Genomic DNA, 15,475 nt, shown 5'->3' on the forward strand with positions numbered 1-15,475 from the left:
TCCCGCCCCATGGTTCACGGGGAACAAAACACAAACAAACTCAGGTTGCAAAATCGGCGACATGCCCGTCTGACGCGCGTCAGCCGTGCGGGATACGCTTTGCCTCGATCACGTCCCACAGGATCGCCGCCGCATCGATGCCGGTGAAGTCCTTCAGCTGCACCGCACCGGTCGGCGAGGTCACATTGATCTCGGTCAGATAGTCGCCGATCACGTCGATGCCGACGAACAGCAGGCCCTTTTCCTTCAGCACCGGCCCGACGATGGCGCAGATTTCCAGATCGCGCGGCGTCAGCTCGACCGGCGCGGCCGTGCCCCCGACCCGCAGGTTGGAGCGCACCTGGCCGTCGGCGGGCACGCGGTTGATCGCCCCGACCGGCTCGCCGTCGATCAGGATGATCCGCTTGTCGCCCTTTGACACAGCGGGGATGAATTTCTGGATCACCAGGGGATCCCGCGATCCGGCCATGTGGATCTCGACAAGGGCCTCGAGATTCGGATCATCCGCCTTCAGCCGCACCACGCCCGACCCGGCCGCGCCGTGCAGGGGCTTCAGAACCACGTCGCCGTGGCGTTCGTGGAAGTCGACCAGGGCGACCGGGTCCGCGCTGATCAGCGTCGGCGGCTGGACGCCGTCGAAATGGGTGGCGAACAGTTTTTCGGGTGCGGAGCGGACCTCGGCCGGGTCGTTGACCACCAGGGTGCGCGGGTGGACCGTTTCCAGCAGATAGGTGGCGGTGACATAGGCCATGTCGAACGGCGGGTCCTGACGCATCAGGATCACATCGACGTCGCGGCCCAGGTCCAGCTTCACCTCCGGTCCGAACGAAACGTGATCCCCGTGGACCTGGCGGATCGTCACCGGCCGGGCGCGGCACGACAGGCTGCCGTCCTCCAGCGCCAGGGTGCGGAAGTCATGGACCCACAGCGCATGGCCACGCTGCTGCGCCTCCATCATCAGAAAGAAGGTGGTGTCCGAGGCGATGTTGACCCCTTCGATGGGGTCCATCTGAACAGCGACGCGCAGCATGTGAATGTCCTTCGTCGATCAGTCGACGGCCGGCATGGTGCCGGCGTTGATGGCGATGCGGCCGATCAGGCCCTTGACGATCAGGTCCAGCGGCTGGCCCTCGCGATAGTCGGCGGCGGCCACGAAATTCACCCGGTCCTCGGAAATCAGGCTGTAGATCTTCTTCTGGTCCTTCTCGGAATTCCGGGGATCATAGACCGCGATCGAATAGCCGCCCTTGGTATGCATCATCTTCATGGTCGGGACATCGGTGTCCCCGTCGCCCAGGAAGATCATCCGCTCGAACGGCACGGCCCGGTCGTCGTCGGGCACGAACTTGTTGATCCGCTCGTGGTCCCAGTGGTTCAGCACCCCCTTGTTTATGCGGAACAGATACTGGGTCTTGGTCGTGTAGTTGACGCCGACGGCCGGCCAGATCGCCACCCCGTGGTCGTCATAGGCGAATTTGGACGCGAACACGTGGTGGAAGGCGTCGCGGATCGGACAGCCCTCGATCATCTCCTCCAGCCCGGCCGAGATGATGTAGTGGTCGATATCCAGGCCGTATCTGGCGCCCACCGCATCGATCCGCTCGAACCAGCCGGGGCCGGTCAGGTCGGATTTCAGCCCGTCGAACAGTTTCACGTCCTCGCCGTGCTCGCGCAGGGTCTTTCTGGTGATCGGCGTGCCGTTCTCGCGGGCCCGCTGCAGCATCAGCTGCATGTACATCAGGATGTTGTCGCCATCGGCCGACCGGGTCAGCCGGTCCGCCTCGACCCAGAAATCGCCGATCCCCATGCCCACCGAGGGGATGAAGGTCACCTCCTGCATATTCCCACGCGCCAGAGTGCCGTCGAAATCGTAGATCAGGGCGGTCTTGAGCAGGTCGGCCATGATGGCCTCCGAATGGCAACAGGCAGCAGGCAGTAGGCAAGAGCGTCGTCGGGCTCAAGCCCCGATGCATCGGCCGTGGCCTCTACGGCCTGTTGTCTCAACCCAGGGCCAGCTCCGGCACCACCGCCGTCCCCGTCGCCTCCAGCGGCAGGTGCAGGATGAAGGCGGCGCCCTTGCCGGGTTCGGACTCCACCTCGGCCCAGCCGCCGTGCAGTTCGACCAGGGCCTTGACCAGGGCCAGGCCGACACCGGGACCGCCGCGCTCGCGCTTGACGAACCGGTCGAAGACCAGGGCCTGGAGGTGATAGGGGATGCCCCGCCCGGTGTCCTCGACCCTAAGGCGGACCTCGGTGCCGTTCAGTTCGGCCTTCAGCATGACCGTCCCGCCCTCGGACACGGATCGCGTCGCGTTTTCGAGCAGGTGATCCACGGCCTGCATCAGACGCCGCGCGTCCGCCCGCACCGGCGGCAGATCGTTCGGGACCATGGCCCTCAGCGTCGCGCCGCGCCCCTCGATCCGCGGGCGGTGGCGTTCCACGGCCTCGGCGAACAGGTCGCGGATGCGCACGTCACCGAGCGACAGCTCCATCTCCCCGGCGTCGATCTGGGCCATGTCCAGCACGTCGTCGATCGAGCGGGCCAGTTGCCCGGCCGCGATGCGGATGGCTCCCGCATGCTGGCGGCTGCGTTCGGGCAGGTCGCCCAGGCTTTCCAGCAGTTCGGAATAGCCGACGATGGTCGTCAGGGGGGTCCGCAGCTCATAGCTGACCGAGCCGACGAACTCGCGCTTCAGCGCCTGACTTTCCTTCAGGGCCGCCTCGCGCTGGGCCAGGGCCTGTTCCAGCTCGCGCCGGGCGGTGACGTCGGAAAAGGCCACCAAAGTCGCGCCGTCGGGAAGGGGCCGGGTCTGCCAGGCGGCGATCCGGCCATCGGTGGTGCGGCCCTCGCCCTGCACCGCCACGCGGCTTTCCGGATCGGGATCGGCGACCCGCGCCTTCAGCCCCAGCCACAGGGCGGCGTCGGGCAGGGCGACCTTGCACAGTTCGGCGACGGCGTCGAAATCGCCCGCCGCCTCCAGCCGCTCGGCGGACACGGACCAGAAGGTCTCGAACGCCTCGTTGTGCAGGCGCAGGCGGCCGTCGGACCCGAACACGGCCACGGCGTCGTTCAGCTTGTCCAGCGTCGCGGTCTGGACCTGCAGCTGGGCATTGAAGCGGCTGCGCAGGGACAGCTCGCCGGTGATGTCGGAGAAGATCAGCAGGATGCCGCCCAGCGGGTGCGGCTGTCGCACCACGCGCAGGGTCCGTCCGTCCGGCAGGGACCAGCTGTCGTCCGGGGCCGCTTCGGCCGCGCCATAGAATTCCAGCTCCCGGGCCTTCCATCCGGCGTAGTCGATGACCTCGGGCAGCATGCGGCGCTGGCGCAACCGGTCCAGCAGTTCGCCGTGCGTCGGCCGCTCGTTCAGCCAGGCGGGGTCGAGGTTGAACAGGGTCTGGAAGGCGGTGTTGTGAAAGGCGAGCTTCCGCGATGGGCCAAAGATGGCCACCGCATCGGCCAGGTGGTTCAGCGTCTCGTCATGCGCCGTGACGTGGCGGCGCAGGGTGTCGCGTGTCTCCTCGGCCTCGGTCATGTCGATGGCGAAGACCAGCACGGGCCCGCCCACGCCGCCCAGTGGCTCGGCCATGATCTTCCAGGCGCGCCTGCGGCTGTCGCCCGCGGTCCAGCGAAAGCCTTCCTGACGCGCGCCCACGCGGGATGCCTCGGCCGCCAGCTGGTCGGCCCCCCGGTCGAACACGGCGCCCGCCTCGCGGGCCTCCTCCAGGGACGGCGCGCGGACCTCGGTCAGCCAGGCGCGATTGGCCCAGACCAGCTGCCCCTGACCGTCCACCACCCAGGTCGGGGACGGCGAGGCGTCGGCGATCAGACCGGCCCCGAGCCCGCCCGGAGCCTCGCCGGACGTCAGGTCGGACCGATCGGACGCGGGCAGCTGCGACAGACCGATCCAGGCCTCGCCACCGAACGGCCGTCCCTCGATGCGCCAGTCCCCGTCGCGCAGGTCAAAGGGCTGACCCTCGTCCAGCAGCAGGCGAACGGCGTCCGTATGACGTGCGTTCAGGCTTTCGGCCAGGTCCACGGCCGGATCGCCGGTCTCCGCTGCGGCCAGGGCGGTGCGCGCCGACTGGATGTGCGCTGCGTCGCCCACCACGACCGGCATGGCATCGTGCACCAGGCTCAGACGCACATCGCCGAACGCGGCCAGGGCCGCGTCCCGCGTGACGGCGCCGGTCTCGGCCGACCGCAGGCCATGTTCAATGATGGATTGCCTGCGCGTCAGGACGCGTTTCAGCCGCCAGGCCCAGGCGATGAGGGCCAACGCCAGTCCCGCCGCTCCGGCCGTCGCCACAAAGGCGATCTCGGCTCCGTCCATGCCCGTTCACCCGCCGATTCGATTCGCCAGCATAGCCTGATTTCCCCGATTGCGCGGAAGGTCTGCCGGACCGATATCCGCAGCATGCCACAGACCACTGCATCTGCCGAATGGACCGACCGCCTGGCCCCGTCGCTGGACGATTTCGCTGCCCTGGCGCGAGCCGCCTTCGACGCCCTGCCCGAGCCGTTCCGGTCGGCAGCGGGCGAGGTGGTGCTGCGGATCGACGATTTCGCGGACGAGGAGACCCTGGCCTCGGTCGGGGTCGAGGATCCCTTCGAACTGACTGGCCTGTACCACGGCGTCGATATCGGTCGGCGCGAAGGGCTGGGACCGGCGGTGGAGCCGTCGCGGGTGTTCCTGTACCGCCGCCACATCCTGGACGAGTGGTGCGAGCGGGGCGACATCGGTCTGTCGGACCTGATCGCCCACGTCCTGATCCACGAAATCGGTCACCATTTCGGACTGTCCGACGACGACATCCACGCCATCGAAGACGACGACTAGGCGTTCAGGCAGGGGCCCCGGGCCCCGGGCGAAGCGCCTATTCGATCGATCGTACCTCGACCGGCAGGCCGAGGCTGTCCAGCTGCGGCCGCACCACCGACGCGTCGCCCACCACGACCCAGACGAAGTGGTCGGGCTGGATGACCGCGCGAGCGGCTTCGTCCATCCGGGCGGCCGTCAGCGCGCGGGTGCGGCTGGCCAGGGTCGCCTGATAGTCGTCCGGACGGCCGTACAGGGCGTTGGAGCGCAGGGCGCCCAGAATCTGGGCCGAGGTCTCGAATCCACCGGCCAGCGATCGGGTGTTGCCGTTGATGGTCCGCTCCAGTTCGTTCGGCTGGACGCCCTCTGTCTCCAGGAACCGGTCGTACTGGGCGATCAGGGCCGCGATCGACTCCCCGGTCCGGTTGGCCTGAACCGGAGCGTTGACGATGTAGGGCACGCGGTGTTCCAGCGCATTGACACTTCCGCGTACGCCATAGGACCAGCCCTTGGTCTCGCGCAGGTCGAAGTTGATCCGTGACAGGAAGTCCGACCCCAGCGTCACATTCGCCGCGTTCAGGGCCAGCAGGTCATCCGTACCGGACACGGGCAGGACCGCCCCGCCATAGATCAGCGACTGCGGTGACTGCGGCCGGTCGATCAGGACGATGCGGTTCGTGGGCGTCGGAACGGCGGCGTCGGCGAAGGCCTTGGTCCCCCTGGGAGTCGAGGGCGCGCGCCAGTCGCCGAAGGCGGCCTCCAGCTGCGGCGTCACCTGCGACAGCGGCAGGTCCGACACGACAAAGAGGGTCGCATTGTCCGGTCTGACCCAGGCCGCGTGCGTCGCCACCAGGTCCGCACGGGTCAGGGCGGTGATCGTCGCGACGTCGCCCGTGCCGGTGAAGGACCGGCCATAGGGGCTGGTCTCCCCGTAGATCAGCGGCGGCAGGGCGCGGGCGGCGATTGCGTTCGGATTGGTCTTTTCGCTCGCGAGGCCCGCCAGACGCGACGCGCGGATGCGCTCGATCTCCGACGCCGTGAAGGCCGGATTCCGGACCACATCGGCCAGCAGAGTCAGCGACGGCGTCAGGTTGGCGGTCACGACCGACAGGTCGGCGCTCGTCCGGTCCATCGAGGCCCCGACGTTGATCGAGGCACCCAGACGCTCCTCTTCCTCGGCCAGCTGGTTGGAGCTGCGGGTCGTCGTGCCCTCGTCCAGCAGATCCAGCATCATGGCCTGGGCACCCAGGCGATCGGCGGGGTCGGCGGCATAGCCGGCGTCGAACTCCACGGCGACGCGGGTCACGGGAACGGTGTCGACCCGGGCGTAGACGACCTTGACGCCGTTCGACAGGGTCGCGCGCTCGACGGCCGGAAACTCCAGGTCGGGCACCTGGCCGATGGCCGGCATCGGATCGCGGGCGACGCGCTGGAGTTCGGCGGCCGGGACCGGGGTCGCGTCCGACGGGGCGGCGGCCTCCTCATAGGCCTCGCGCTCGCCGGGAGCGATGGTCATGTCGAAGACCGGACGGGTCAGCCAGCGCTGCATGGCGGCAGTGACCTGGGCCGGGGTGACGGAGGCGTATTCGGCCAGCTCCTTCTTGTAGTCGTCCGGATCGCCCGCATACAGCTGGCCCTCGGCGAGCACATTGGCCTTTCCGTTGACCTGTTCCAGGCTCTGGATCCGCTGGGAGACATAGCGGGTGGCGACGCGCGCCACTTCTTCCTCGGTCGGCCCCTGGGCGATGAAGTCGGCGACGATGGCGTCCAGGCGCCGGCTCACCTCGGTGGCGTCCTGGCCCGGCTTCACGTCGACCGAGATGTCGAAGATGCCAATGCGGTGGAAGTCCGACAGGGACGAGGACACCGCTACGGCCGTCTGCTCCTGGCGGACCAGAAGGTTGTCGAGGCGCGAGGACGCGAGGCCGCCCAGCACCTGGGCGCCGACCGACAGCGGCACGGCGTCGTCGCTCAGCAGACCGGGTACGGCCCAGCTGCGCGTCAGGCGGGTGTTGGCGACCCGGTCATGCATGACCTCGACGATCGGCGCGGCCAGGGTCGGCACGTCGGCCTCGGCCGGGGTGTTCACCGGGCCCCGCGGGATGGCGCCGAAATATTTCTCCATCAGGGGACGGGCGGTCGCTTCGGTGATGTCGCCCGACAGGACGACGATGGCATTGTTCGGGCCATAGTTCTCGCGGAACCAGTTCCGCACCGTCTCAAGGCTGGCGGCGTCCAGGTCGGCCATCGAGCCGATGGTCGAGTGGCGATAGGGATGGCCTTCGGGGAAGAGGGCTTCCAGCTGGGCGTATTCGAACAGGCCATAGGGCTGGTTATCGCCCTGACGCTTCTCGTTCTGCACCACACCGCGCTGCAGATCGAGCACCTCCTGACCGACCTCGCCGAGCAGATAGCCCATGCGGTCACTCTCAAGGAACAGGGCCTGCTCCAGCGCCGGCGTCGGCACGGTCTGGAAATAGTTGGTCCGGTCGAACCAGGTCGTGCCGTTGAGGTTCGACGGGCCAAGGTTACGCATCCGGCCCAGATAGGAGCCCGGGGCGTTTTCCGATCCACCGAACATCAGGTGCTCGAACAGATGGGCGAAGCCGGTCGAGCCGGCCGGCTCGTCCTTGGAGCCCACGTTGTACCAGACCGACACGGCCACCACCGGGGCCTTGTGATCTTCGTGCACGATGACCGTCAGGCCATTGTCGAGCGTGAACCGTGTCCATGGAATATCGACCTCTGACACCAGTTCAGCCACGGGCGCGGCCTGCAGCGGTGCCGCCTGGACCGATCCCGCGACTGCCGAAGCCGTGGCAGAACCTTCCGATCCGGCAGCGACCGCAGGTACGGCCGGGGCGATCACAGCCATGATGGCAGCCAGCGAGACGAGGCGAAGACGCATGGAAACAGTCCTGTTTTACGGGTGGGCCAGACCTTAGCGACGGCGCGCGGTCTGGCAATCGCGGCCGGCCAAACATGGACAAAGAGTCACAAAGGTCCGGGTGGCCGCCGCCCGACGCGCGGGTGATCGAATCCGGCCGACGCGCGTTGCCGGATTGGCGGTGGGACGGGACGGACGATGAAGGTCGGCTAAAGGAAGCTGTAGGGGTCCACATCGACCGTGACCCGGACCGACCCCGGCACCTTCACCCGCGCCAGCCAGGCCCGCAGGAAGCCCTGCAGGTCGACGTCCCGGTCCGCCCGCACCAGCAGCCGCTTTCTCCGCCGCCCGCGGATCAGGCCCAGCGGCGCATCGGCCGGGCCATAGACTTCCAGCCGCTCGGCATTGGGGATGGCGGCGGCCAGATCGGCGGCGACCTTCTCGACCGCCATCGCATCGACCCCGGACAGGATCAGCGCCGCCAGACGCCCGTGCGGCGGCAGGGTCGCGGCCTCCCGTTCGGCCATTTCTGCCTCGACGAAGGCGTCCCGGTCGCCTGCCGCCAGGGCCATCAGGACCGGATGCTCCGGCGTCCAGGTCTGCAGGATGGCGCGGCCGGGCCTGTCCGCCCGCCCGGCCCGGCCGGTGGCCTGGGTCAACAGTTGATAGGTTCGCTCCGCCGCCCTGAGATCCCCGCCGCGCAGGCCCAGATCCGCATCCACGACCCCTACGAGCGTCAGCCGCGGAAAATTGTGCCCCTTGGCCGCCGCCTGGGTCGCCACCAGGATGTCGATCTCGCCGTCCGTCATCCGCTGGATCAGGGCGCGGGCGGATCTGGCGTCCGGAACGGTGTCGGAGCTGAAGACGGCTGTTCGCGCCTCGGGGAACAGCTGGCGAACCTCTTCCTCGACCCGTTCGACGCCCGGTCCGACCGACACCAGTGTGTCCTCGGCCCCGCAGGACGGGCAGAACCGGGGTCGGGCCATGGTGAAGCCGGTCAGGTGGCAGACCAGCCGCCCGGTATAGCGATGCTCGACCAGCCAGCTGTCGGTATCGGGCGAGGTCATCCGGTGCCCGCATGCCCGGCACAGAACGACCGGCGCATAGCCCCGCCGGTTCAGGAAGAGCAGGGTCTGCTCCCCCGCCATGAGGGTCCGGGCGATCGCCTCGCGAAGGGGCTGGGACAGCCAGGTCCGGGGGTCGGGCGGGCACTGGCGCAGGTCCAGCAGCTGGATGTCCGGCAGCACCGCCGCCCCGTGCCGGCTGGACAGCTTCAGCCAGCCATAGCGGCCGGCCTGCGCGTTCCACAGGGTCTCCAGCGACGGCGTGGCCGAGGCCAGGACCACCACCGCCCCCTCGATCCGCGCCCGCGCCACCGCCAGGTCGCGCCCGTGATAGACCAGACCGTCCTCCTGCTTGAAGGACCCGTCGTGCTCCTCGTCGACGACGACCAGGCTGAGGTTGGGGAAGGGCAGGAACAGCGCCGACCGGGCCCCGACGACGATGCTGCATCGGCCCGACACCACCGCCTCCCACACCCGTCGGCGACGCGGCGGGGCGACGCCCGAATGCCATTCGGCCGGGGTCGCGCCGAACCGGGCCGTGATCCGGGCGATCAGGTCCTGGGTCAGGGCGATCTCGGGCAGCAGGATCAACACCTGGGCCGACGGATCCGCGGCCAGGGTCCGGGCCACGGCCTCCAGATAGGCCTCGGTCTTGCCCGAACCCGTGACCCCGTCCAGCAGGAAGGGCCGGAATCCGCCGGCCCGGGTCGCGGCCGCGATCGCATCCGCCGCCGCCGCCTGATCCGCGTTCAGCCTCGCCGGGGCATGGGCCGGGTCGGGCGGGTCGAAGGCGGCATCGGCTGCGATCTCGATGATCTCCAGCACGCCCTCGTCGATCAGCCCCTTGACCACGGCCGACGACACGCCTGCCAGCCGCGCCAGATCCGGGCCCGGCATCGCAGCCTCGCCCAGGGCCTCCAGCACCGCCGTCCGCCCGGCCGTCGGTCGGGCGGGCCGTCGGTCCCCCACACGCCGCACGCGCCGCTCGGGCCGGGGACGCGGCGCGCGCAGCCCCTTCAGCGCCGTCGCCGCCATCTCGCCTGGCGGGCTCAGCGTCCAGCGCGCGGCCCATTCGACGAAATCCAGCGTGCCGGCCGGCAGGGGCGGATCGTCCAGCCGGGTCTCGACTGCCTTCAGCCGTCGGTTCGACCCGGTCGTCTCGCGCACCTCGGTGACGATGCCCCGCATCAGGCGCGGCCCCAGAGGCACCGCGACCTGGTCGCCCCGCGACAGCGTCATCGCCCCGGGCACCTCATAGTCGAAGGCCTCGTGCACCGGCAGGGGAATGAGGACGGAGGCGACTTTCACAGGCCGGTCCTGTCGGCTAGAACCCGCCGCATGAAACTCTTTCTCGACACCGCCGACGTTGCCGTCATCAAGGACCTGCTGCCCACCGGCATGGTGGACGGGGTCACCACCAATCCCTCGCTGATCGCCCGATCCGGTCGCAACATCGCCGAGGTCATCGCCGAGATCTGCGCCCTCGTCGAGGGGCCGATCAGCGCCGAGGCGGTCGCCACCGATTTCGAGACCATGGTCAAGGAAGGCGACCGGCTGGCCGCCATCGCGCCCAACGTCGTCGTCAAACTGCCCCTGACGTGGGACGGCCTGCGCGCCGCGCGCAACTTCGCCGACAAGGGCATCCGGACCAATGTCACCCTGTGTTTCTCCGTCGCCCAGGCCCTGCTGGCGGCCAAGGCCGGCGCGACCTTCGTCTCGCCCTTCGTCGGACGGCTGGACGACCACGGGTCGAATGGAATCGAACTGCTGGAAGACATCCGCGTCCTTTACGACACTCACGGCTTCGAGACGGAAATTCTCGCCGCCTCCCTGCGTCATCCGGGTCACGTTTCGGCCGCCGCCATCGCCGGGGCCGATGCCGCGACCCTGCCGGCAGACACTTTCAAGGCCCTGGTCAAGCACCCGTTAACCGACAAGGGGCTTGATGCCTTCCTCGCCGACTGGGGCAAGACGGGACAGTCGATCCTGTGAACGCGTCCGGTGCCCCGGACAGGAGTGCCGAGTGACGTCCGAGGACAAGACCGCCGACCTGTTCGCACAGCCTGAGGGCCTCCACTGGCCGGAGGTCCGCGCCTGGCTGCAGGCCAACCCCCAGACCCTGGCCGACGACCGCTCCCTGCTGGAAGAGATCGGGCTGAAGCCCCATGGCCGGAATGTCGTGGAATTCGGCCGCGCGGCCCTGACCAGGCTGGAAGCAGCCGCCGAGCGCGAGGCGGATGCCAGGAAACGCATCGAATCCATCGCCCGGGCCAATTTCGCCGCCCAGACCCAGACCCATGTCGCGGCCCTGGACCTGCTGGAATCCCGCAATCATTCCGACCTCGCCCGCCGCCTGGATGCGGCCGCCCAGGGCCGGTTCGGCCTGTCGGGTGCCGCGATCGCGGTCGAAAAGCCCGGCAGCGCCCCGTTTGGCTGGAAACTGCTGGAGGTCGGCGGCGTCGACAGTCTGCTGGGCGACCACGGCCTGACCTGGCTGGGGCCGATGTTCGAGGGGCTGGACCTGTTCGGACCATCGTCCGCCGACATTCGCTCGGTCGCCCTGATCCGCATGGCCCCGCATCTGGGCGGCGAGCGCAACGATCAGGCCCGCCACGCGATCTGTGCCTTCGGATCGCCCGAGGACGAGGGCTTCACCCCCGGCATGGGTTGCGAACTGGTCGCCTTCATCGCCCGGGTCGTCGAACGCACGGCCGAGCGATGGCCGATCCTGAACTGACCGCCTCCGAAGCGCTCGCCGCCTGGCTGGAGCATCTGGCGCACGAGCGGCGGCTCTCGCCCCGCACCCTGGAAGCCTATGGTCACATCGCCCGCCAGTATCTGGCCTTCCTCGAACGCCACCGGGGCGAAGCCCAGCGCCTGTCCGACCTCGGCACCGTCACGGCCGCCGAGCTCCGCGCCCATCTGGCCGAGCGCCGGTCCGGCAATCACCCCTTGAACGCCCGCTCGCTCAGCCAGACCCTGTCGGCGATCCGCACCTTCCATGTCTTCCTAGACCGCCGTTGCGACACGCCGGCCCCGCAACTGGCCCTGGTGCGCGGCCCCCGGGTCAAGGCGAGCCTGCCGCGTCCGGTGAGTGCCGATCAGGCACGCGGCATGCTGGCCGAACCCGGCCTCGATCCCGATGCGGAGCCGTGGGAGGCCTTGCGCGACACGGCCGTCCTGTCGCTGCTCTACGGCTGCGGCCTGCGGATTTCGGAGGCGCTAAGCCTGACCCGGGCCGATGCGCCCCTGCCCGAAACGCTTCGCATCACCGGCAAGGGCGGAAAGACCCGGCTGGTCCCGGTCCTGCCTGCCGTGCGGTCGGCCGTCGATGCGGCCCTGGCTGCCCAGCCCTTCCCGCTGGAGCCTTCGGACGCCCTGTTCCGCGCCCGTCGCGGCGGTCCGCTCAGCGCCCGCCATGTCCAGGCGACGGTCCAGACGCTGCGCGGCCGCCTCGGCCTGCCGGCGTCCGCGACCCCGCACGCCCTGCGCCACAGCTTCGCCACCCATCTGCTGGGGGCCGGGGCCGACCTTCGCTCGATCCAGGAACTGCTGGGCCACGCCAGCCTGTCGACGACCCAGAAATACACCGCCGTCGACGCCGCCCACCTGCTGGGGGCCTATGCGGCAGCGCATCCGAGGGCCTAGGGGCGGGGCGTGAGCCTCTGAAGCGGCGCAGGATCGCGGCCCGACTCTCGGCCCACAGCGTTCGCGCCGCCGATGCGGTAGTTCACGATGATCGGCGCGGGACAGCCGTCAATATATCGATCCAGTAGACGATAGAGGCCGACGCGTGGGCTCCCGTCGCGCCATCTCAGATCCTGACCGGGCACGATCGGGTCATTGGTTCGCAAGACCGACGATTCACAGGCTGACTGGGTCAAGCCGATCATCGGCATAGCAGCCGAGCCTCGGGGAGCGGCGGGCGCTGGCGGAGCCGTGGGAACCGCCAGCTGCGGCGCGGTGGCGAAAAGGAGAAGCATCGAAAGCATCGGAACCTCCATCCAGAAGGTCACTCTACACTGATCGACTGCAATCCGAAACTCACCCCTACGCCTGCATTGTCCAGCCCTCGACGCCCATGGCCGCCTGTTTGACGGCTTCGGAGCGGGTCGGGTGGGCGTGGCTGGTGCGGGCGAGGTCTTCGGAGGCCCCGCCGAAGGCCATGGCGACACAGGCCTCGCCGATCATCTCGCCGGCCTGCGGTCCCATGATGTGGACCCCCAGGATGCGGTCGGTCGCGGCGTCGGCCAGGACCTTGGCATAGCCGTCGGTTTCGTGATTGATCTTGGCGCGACTGTTGGCGGTGAACGGGAATTTGCCAGACTTGTAGGCGACGCCGTCGGCCTTCAGCTGGTCCTCGGTCCTGCCGACCCAGGCCACCTCGGGGAAGGTATAGACCACGCTCGGCACCAGATTGTAGTCCACGTGGCCTGCCTTGCCCGCGATCAGTTCGATGGCGGCGACGGCGTCTTCTTCCGCCTTGTGGGCCAGCATCGGGCCGGTGGTGACGTCGCCGATCACCCAGACTCCCTCGGCCACCTTGAAGTGGTCGCCGACGATGACGCCGCGCTTGTCGGTCTCGACGCCGACCGTCTCCAGCCCCAGCCCCGCCGTGTAGGGGCGACGGCCAATGGCGACCAGGACGACGTCGCCGGTCAGGGTCTCGGCCGCGCCGCCGGCGGCCGGCTCGACGGTCAGTTCCACGCCGGTGTCGGTCACCTTCGATCCGGTGACCTTCGACCCCAGCTTGAAGGTCATGCCCTGTTTCGTCAGGGCGCGCTGGAAGGCGGTGGCCAGGTCGGAGTCCATGCCCGGGGTGATGCGCGGCAGGTATTCGACGACGGTGACCTCGGCCCCCAGGCGACGCCAGACCGATCCCAGCTCCAGGCCGATGATCCCCGCCCCGACCACGATCAGCTTCTTCGGCACGGCGGGAAGGGACAGGGCCCCGGTGGAATCCACGACCTTGCCCTCGACGAAGTCGACGCCGGGCAGGGGCGTGGGCTCCGAGCCCGTGGCGATGACGATGTCCCTGGCCTTCAGGATCGTCTTCGTCCCGTCGGCGGCCTCGACCTCGACCGTGCCGGGTCCGGCGATCCGGCCCTTGCCCTTGATCCAGTTGGCCTTGTTCTTCTTGAACAGGAATTCGATGCCCTTGGTCAGGGCGGTCACGCTCTCGCTTTTCTGCTTCATCATCACCGGCAGGTTCAGCGTCGGCGTCACCTCGATGCCGATGCCCGCGAAATCCTTCGACGCCGACTCGAACAGTTCCGAGGCATGCAGCAGGGCCTTGGACGGCATGCAGCCGACGTTCAGGCAGGTCCCGCCCAGCGTCTCGCGCATTTCGACGCAGGCCACCTTCATCCCCAGCTGCCCGGCCCGGATCGCGGCGTTGTAGCCCCCGGGGCCACCCCCGATGATCACGACGTCATAGGATGCAGGAGCGGATGGGGCGGGGGCGGCGTCGGTCATGGAAACCTCTGGGTCGTGCGCGGTCGGGGAAAGCGCCGCTGTCGTAGCGGCTGGCCCGTCAGAATCAACAGACGTATCGGTTGAGGATCCCGATATGGGGACGGTCCGTCCCGGCCGCGAGGCCCGTTCAGGCGGCGAGCTGTCCCGGACCCCGGCGTCGTACCCTCCGGCGCGAGAGGACAACGATCATGACCCCGACCACCAGCAGGGTGCCCAGGATCAGCCAGGTCGGATCGACCGGCAGACCGGTGGGGGCCACGGCCTCGGCCGAGCGCTGCGCCATCTCGCTCCCGGCCGAATAGCTGTCGGCCGGGAGCGAGGCGTTCTGCGATCTGCCCGACCGGTCGATGGCCAGCCTCAGCACCGCATCGGCGACAAAGCCCAGGAAATAGGCCAGGGCGGCACGCGGGTTGCCCGAACCGAGCAGCAGCGCCGCGACGACATAGAGCAGGACGGCCCCGATCCACAGGGCCGCCTGGGGAATGCCGCCACCTCCCTCGACCATGGCGCCCGCGCGCTCTATGGCGACGGCGATGGGCGCGCCCTCGAGAAAAGGCGACAGGAAGGGCCAGGCCAGCCAGCCGGCATAGCCGATCACGGCCAGCATCAGAGCGAAGCGAAAGACCTTCATGGGGACCTGCCGTCCGTGAAAGGAAAGGGGGACCCCGGTGCGATCAGGCCCAGACGGGCGGCCGGGTCCAGATGTGGGTCAGGGCCGCGCCCTTTTGGCCGCGCCACACGCCCATGGCCAGGATGCAGAGGCCGACGGCGAGGAGCGCCGCCAGGACCAGAGGCGTGGTTTCGACCAGCACGCCGAACGGCCGCAGGGTCACATCGGCACGGGCCGCAATGTCCAGGGCGGACGGCAGAGGCTGTCCCGCACCTGTCCCCGCGAGCCGAAGCGTGATCTCTCCGAGGAACCCTGCAAAGTACAGGCCTGGTGCCCAGTTCAGGCGCGCCGCCGTCGCGATCCCGCCGAGGCCATACAGCAGGATGGTCGCCATAAACAGGCCGGCGAAGGTCAGTCCCATTGGCGACTCGCCCTGCGCCAGGTTGGCCCAGACCTTCATCGGTGGAGTCCCCGCCGACAGGGCCTCGACCAGCGGCAGCCCCAGCCAGGCCGCATAGGCCAGCACAAGCGCACCCAGACAAATCCTCAGTCCCCAAACCATAAAGCGCCCCCGCTACAGATCAGGGTTAACGCCTTAGCACGAACAGCGGTGTCTGGGCGA

12 protein-coding genes are annotated in these 15,475 nt (G+C 69.0%); 4 read left to right on the forward strand and 8 right to left on the reverse strand.

Annotated features, from left to right (window positions below):
• Positions 1-79 precede the first annotated feature (79 nt).
• The 3 genes from gshB to O3139_RS02225 all read right to left on the reverse strand — a co-directional run bounded on the left by gshB (position 80) and on the right by O3139_RS02225 (position 4,331).
• Entirely contained in the window at positions 80-1,030 is a 951-nt protein-coding gene (gshB, locus tag O3139_RS02215) for a glutathione synthase (RefSeq protein ID WP_269515277.1), read from the reverse strand.
• An 18-nt stretch (positions 1,031-1,048) separates the two neighbouring features.
• Positions 1,049-1,903, reverse strand: coding sequence for an HAD family hydrolase (locus tag O3139_RS02220; RefSeq protein ID WP_269515278.1), 855 nt, complete (start codon positions 1,901-1,903; stop codon positions 1,049-1,051).
• A gap of 97 nt (positions 1,904-2,000) precedes the next feature.
• Positions 2,001-4,331 carry a sensor histidine kinase gene (locus O3139_RS02225; protein WP_269515279.1) on the reverse strand — a complete coding sequence of 777 codons (2,331 nt, stop codon included), beginning with the start codon at positions 4,329-4,331 and terminating at the stop codon, positions 2,001-2,003.
• An 84-nt stretch (positions 4,332-4,415) separates the two neighbouring features.
• Here O3139_RS02225 and O3139_RS02230 point away from each other — a divergent pair, with 84 nt between their 5' ends.
• Positions 4,416-4,838 (forward strand): metallopeptidase family protein, encoded by a 423-nt coding sequence (locus O3139_RS02230; protein WP_269515280.1) that lies wholly within the window; start codon positions 4,416-4,418, stop codon positions 4,836-4,838.
• 37 nt (positions 4,839-4,875) lie between these two features.
• Here O3139_RS02230 and O3139_RS02235 read toward each other — a convergent pair whose 3' ends face one another.
• On the reverse strand, positions 4,876-7,725 hold the full coding sequence (locus O3139_RS02235; protein WP_269515281.1) for a M16 family metallopeptidase: 2,850 nt from the start codon (positions 7,723-7,725) through the stop codon (positions 4,876-4,878).
• Positions 7,726-7,913: 188 nt separating this feature from the next.
• Positions 7,914-10,076, reverse strand: a complete 2,163-nt coding sequence (locus O3139_RS02240) for a primosomal protein N' (RefSeq protein ID WP_269515282.1) — start codon at positions 10,074-10,076, stop codon at positions 7,914-7,916.
• 30 nt (positions 10,077-10,106) lie between these two features.
• Between O3139_RS02240 and fsa the strand changes: the two genes are divergently transcribed.
• The 3 genes from fsa to O3139_RS02255 are packed head-to-tail and all read left to right on the forward strand — an operon-like array spanning position 10,107 to position 12,416.
• Entirely contained in the window at positions 10,107-10,760 is a 654-nt protein-coding gene (gene fsa / locus O3139_RS02245; protein WP_209322167.1) for a fructose-6-phosphate aldolase, read from the forward strand.
• A gap of 31 nt (positions 10,761-10,791) precedes the next feature.
• Positions 10,792-11,505, forward strand: coding sequence for a DUF484 family protein (locus tag O3139_RS02250; protein WP_269515283.1), 714 nt, complete (start codon positions 10,792-10,794; stop codon positions 11,503-11,505).
• A complete protein-coding gene (locus tag O3139_RS02255; RefSeq protein ID WP_269515284.1) occupies positions 11,487-12,416 on the forward strand; it encodes a tyrosine recombinase XerC in 930 nt (309 codons plus the stop codon). Before O3139_RS02250 ends, O3139_RS02255 begins: the two co-directional genes overlap by 19 nt.
• Positions 12,417-12,818: 402 nt before the next feature.
• On the opposite strand, the gene lpdA is transcribed toward O3139_RS02255, so the two are convergent.
• From lpdA to O3139_RS02270, 3 genes are all read right to left on the reverse strand, one after another.
• The gene (gene lpdA, locus O3139_RS02260) at positions 12,819-14,243 is read right to left on the reverse strand and encodes a dihydrolipoyl dehydrogenase (protein ID WP_269515285.1); all 1,425 of its coding nucleotides are present in this window, start codon (positions 14,241-14,243) and stop codon (positions 12,819-12,821) included.
• A gap of 127 nt (positions 14,244-14,370) precedes the next feature.
• The gene (locus O3139_RS02265) at positions 14,371-14,874 is read right to left on the reverse strand and encodes a hypothetical protein (protein ID WP_269515286.1); all 504 of its coding nucleotides are present in this window, start codon (positions 14,872-14,874) and stop codon (positions 14,371-14,373) included.
• A gap of 43 nt (positions 14,875-14,917) precedes the next feature.
• Complete coding sequence (locus tag O3139_RS02270; protein WP_269515287.1) at positions 14,918-15,415, reverse strand: hypothetical protein; 498 nt, start codon at positions 15,413-15,415, stop codon at positions 14,918-14,920.
• Positions 15,416-15,475: the final 60 nt, after the last annotated feature.

This window comes from Brevundimonas subvibrioides (assembly GCF_027271155.1).
Lineage (GTDB): Bacteria > Pseudomonadota > Alphaproteobacteria > Caulobacterales > Caulobacteraceae > Brevundimonas > Brevundimonas subvibrioides_D.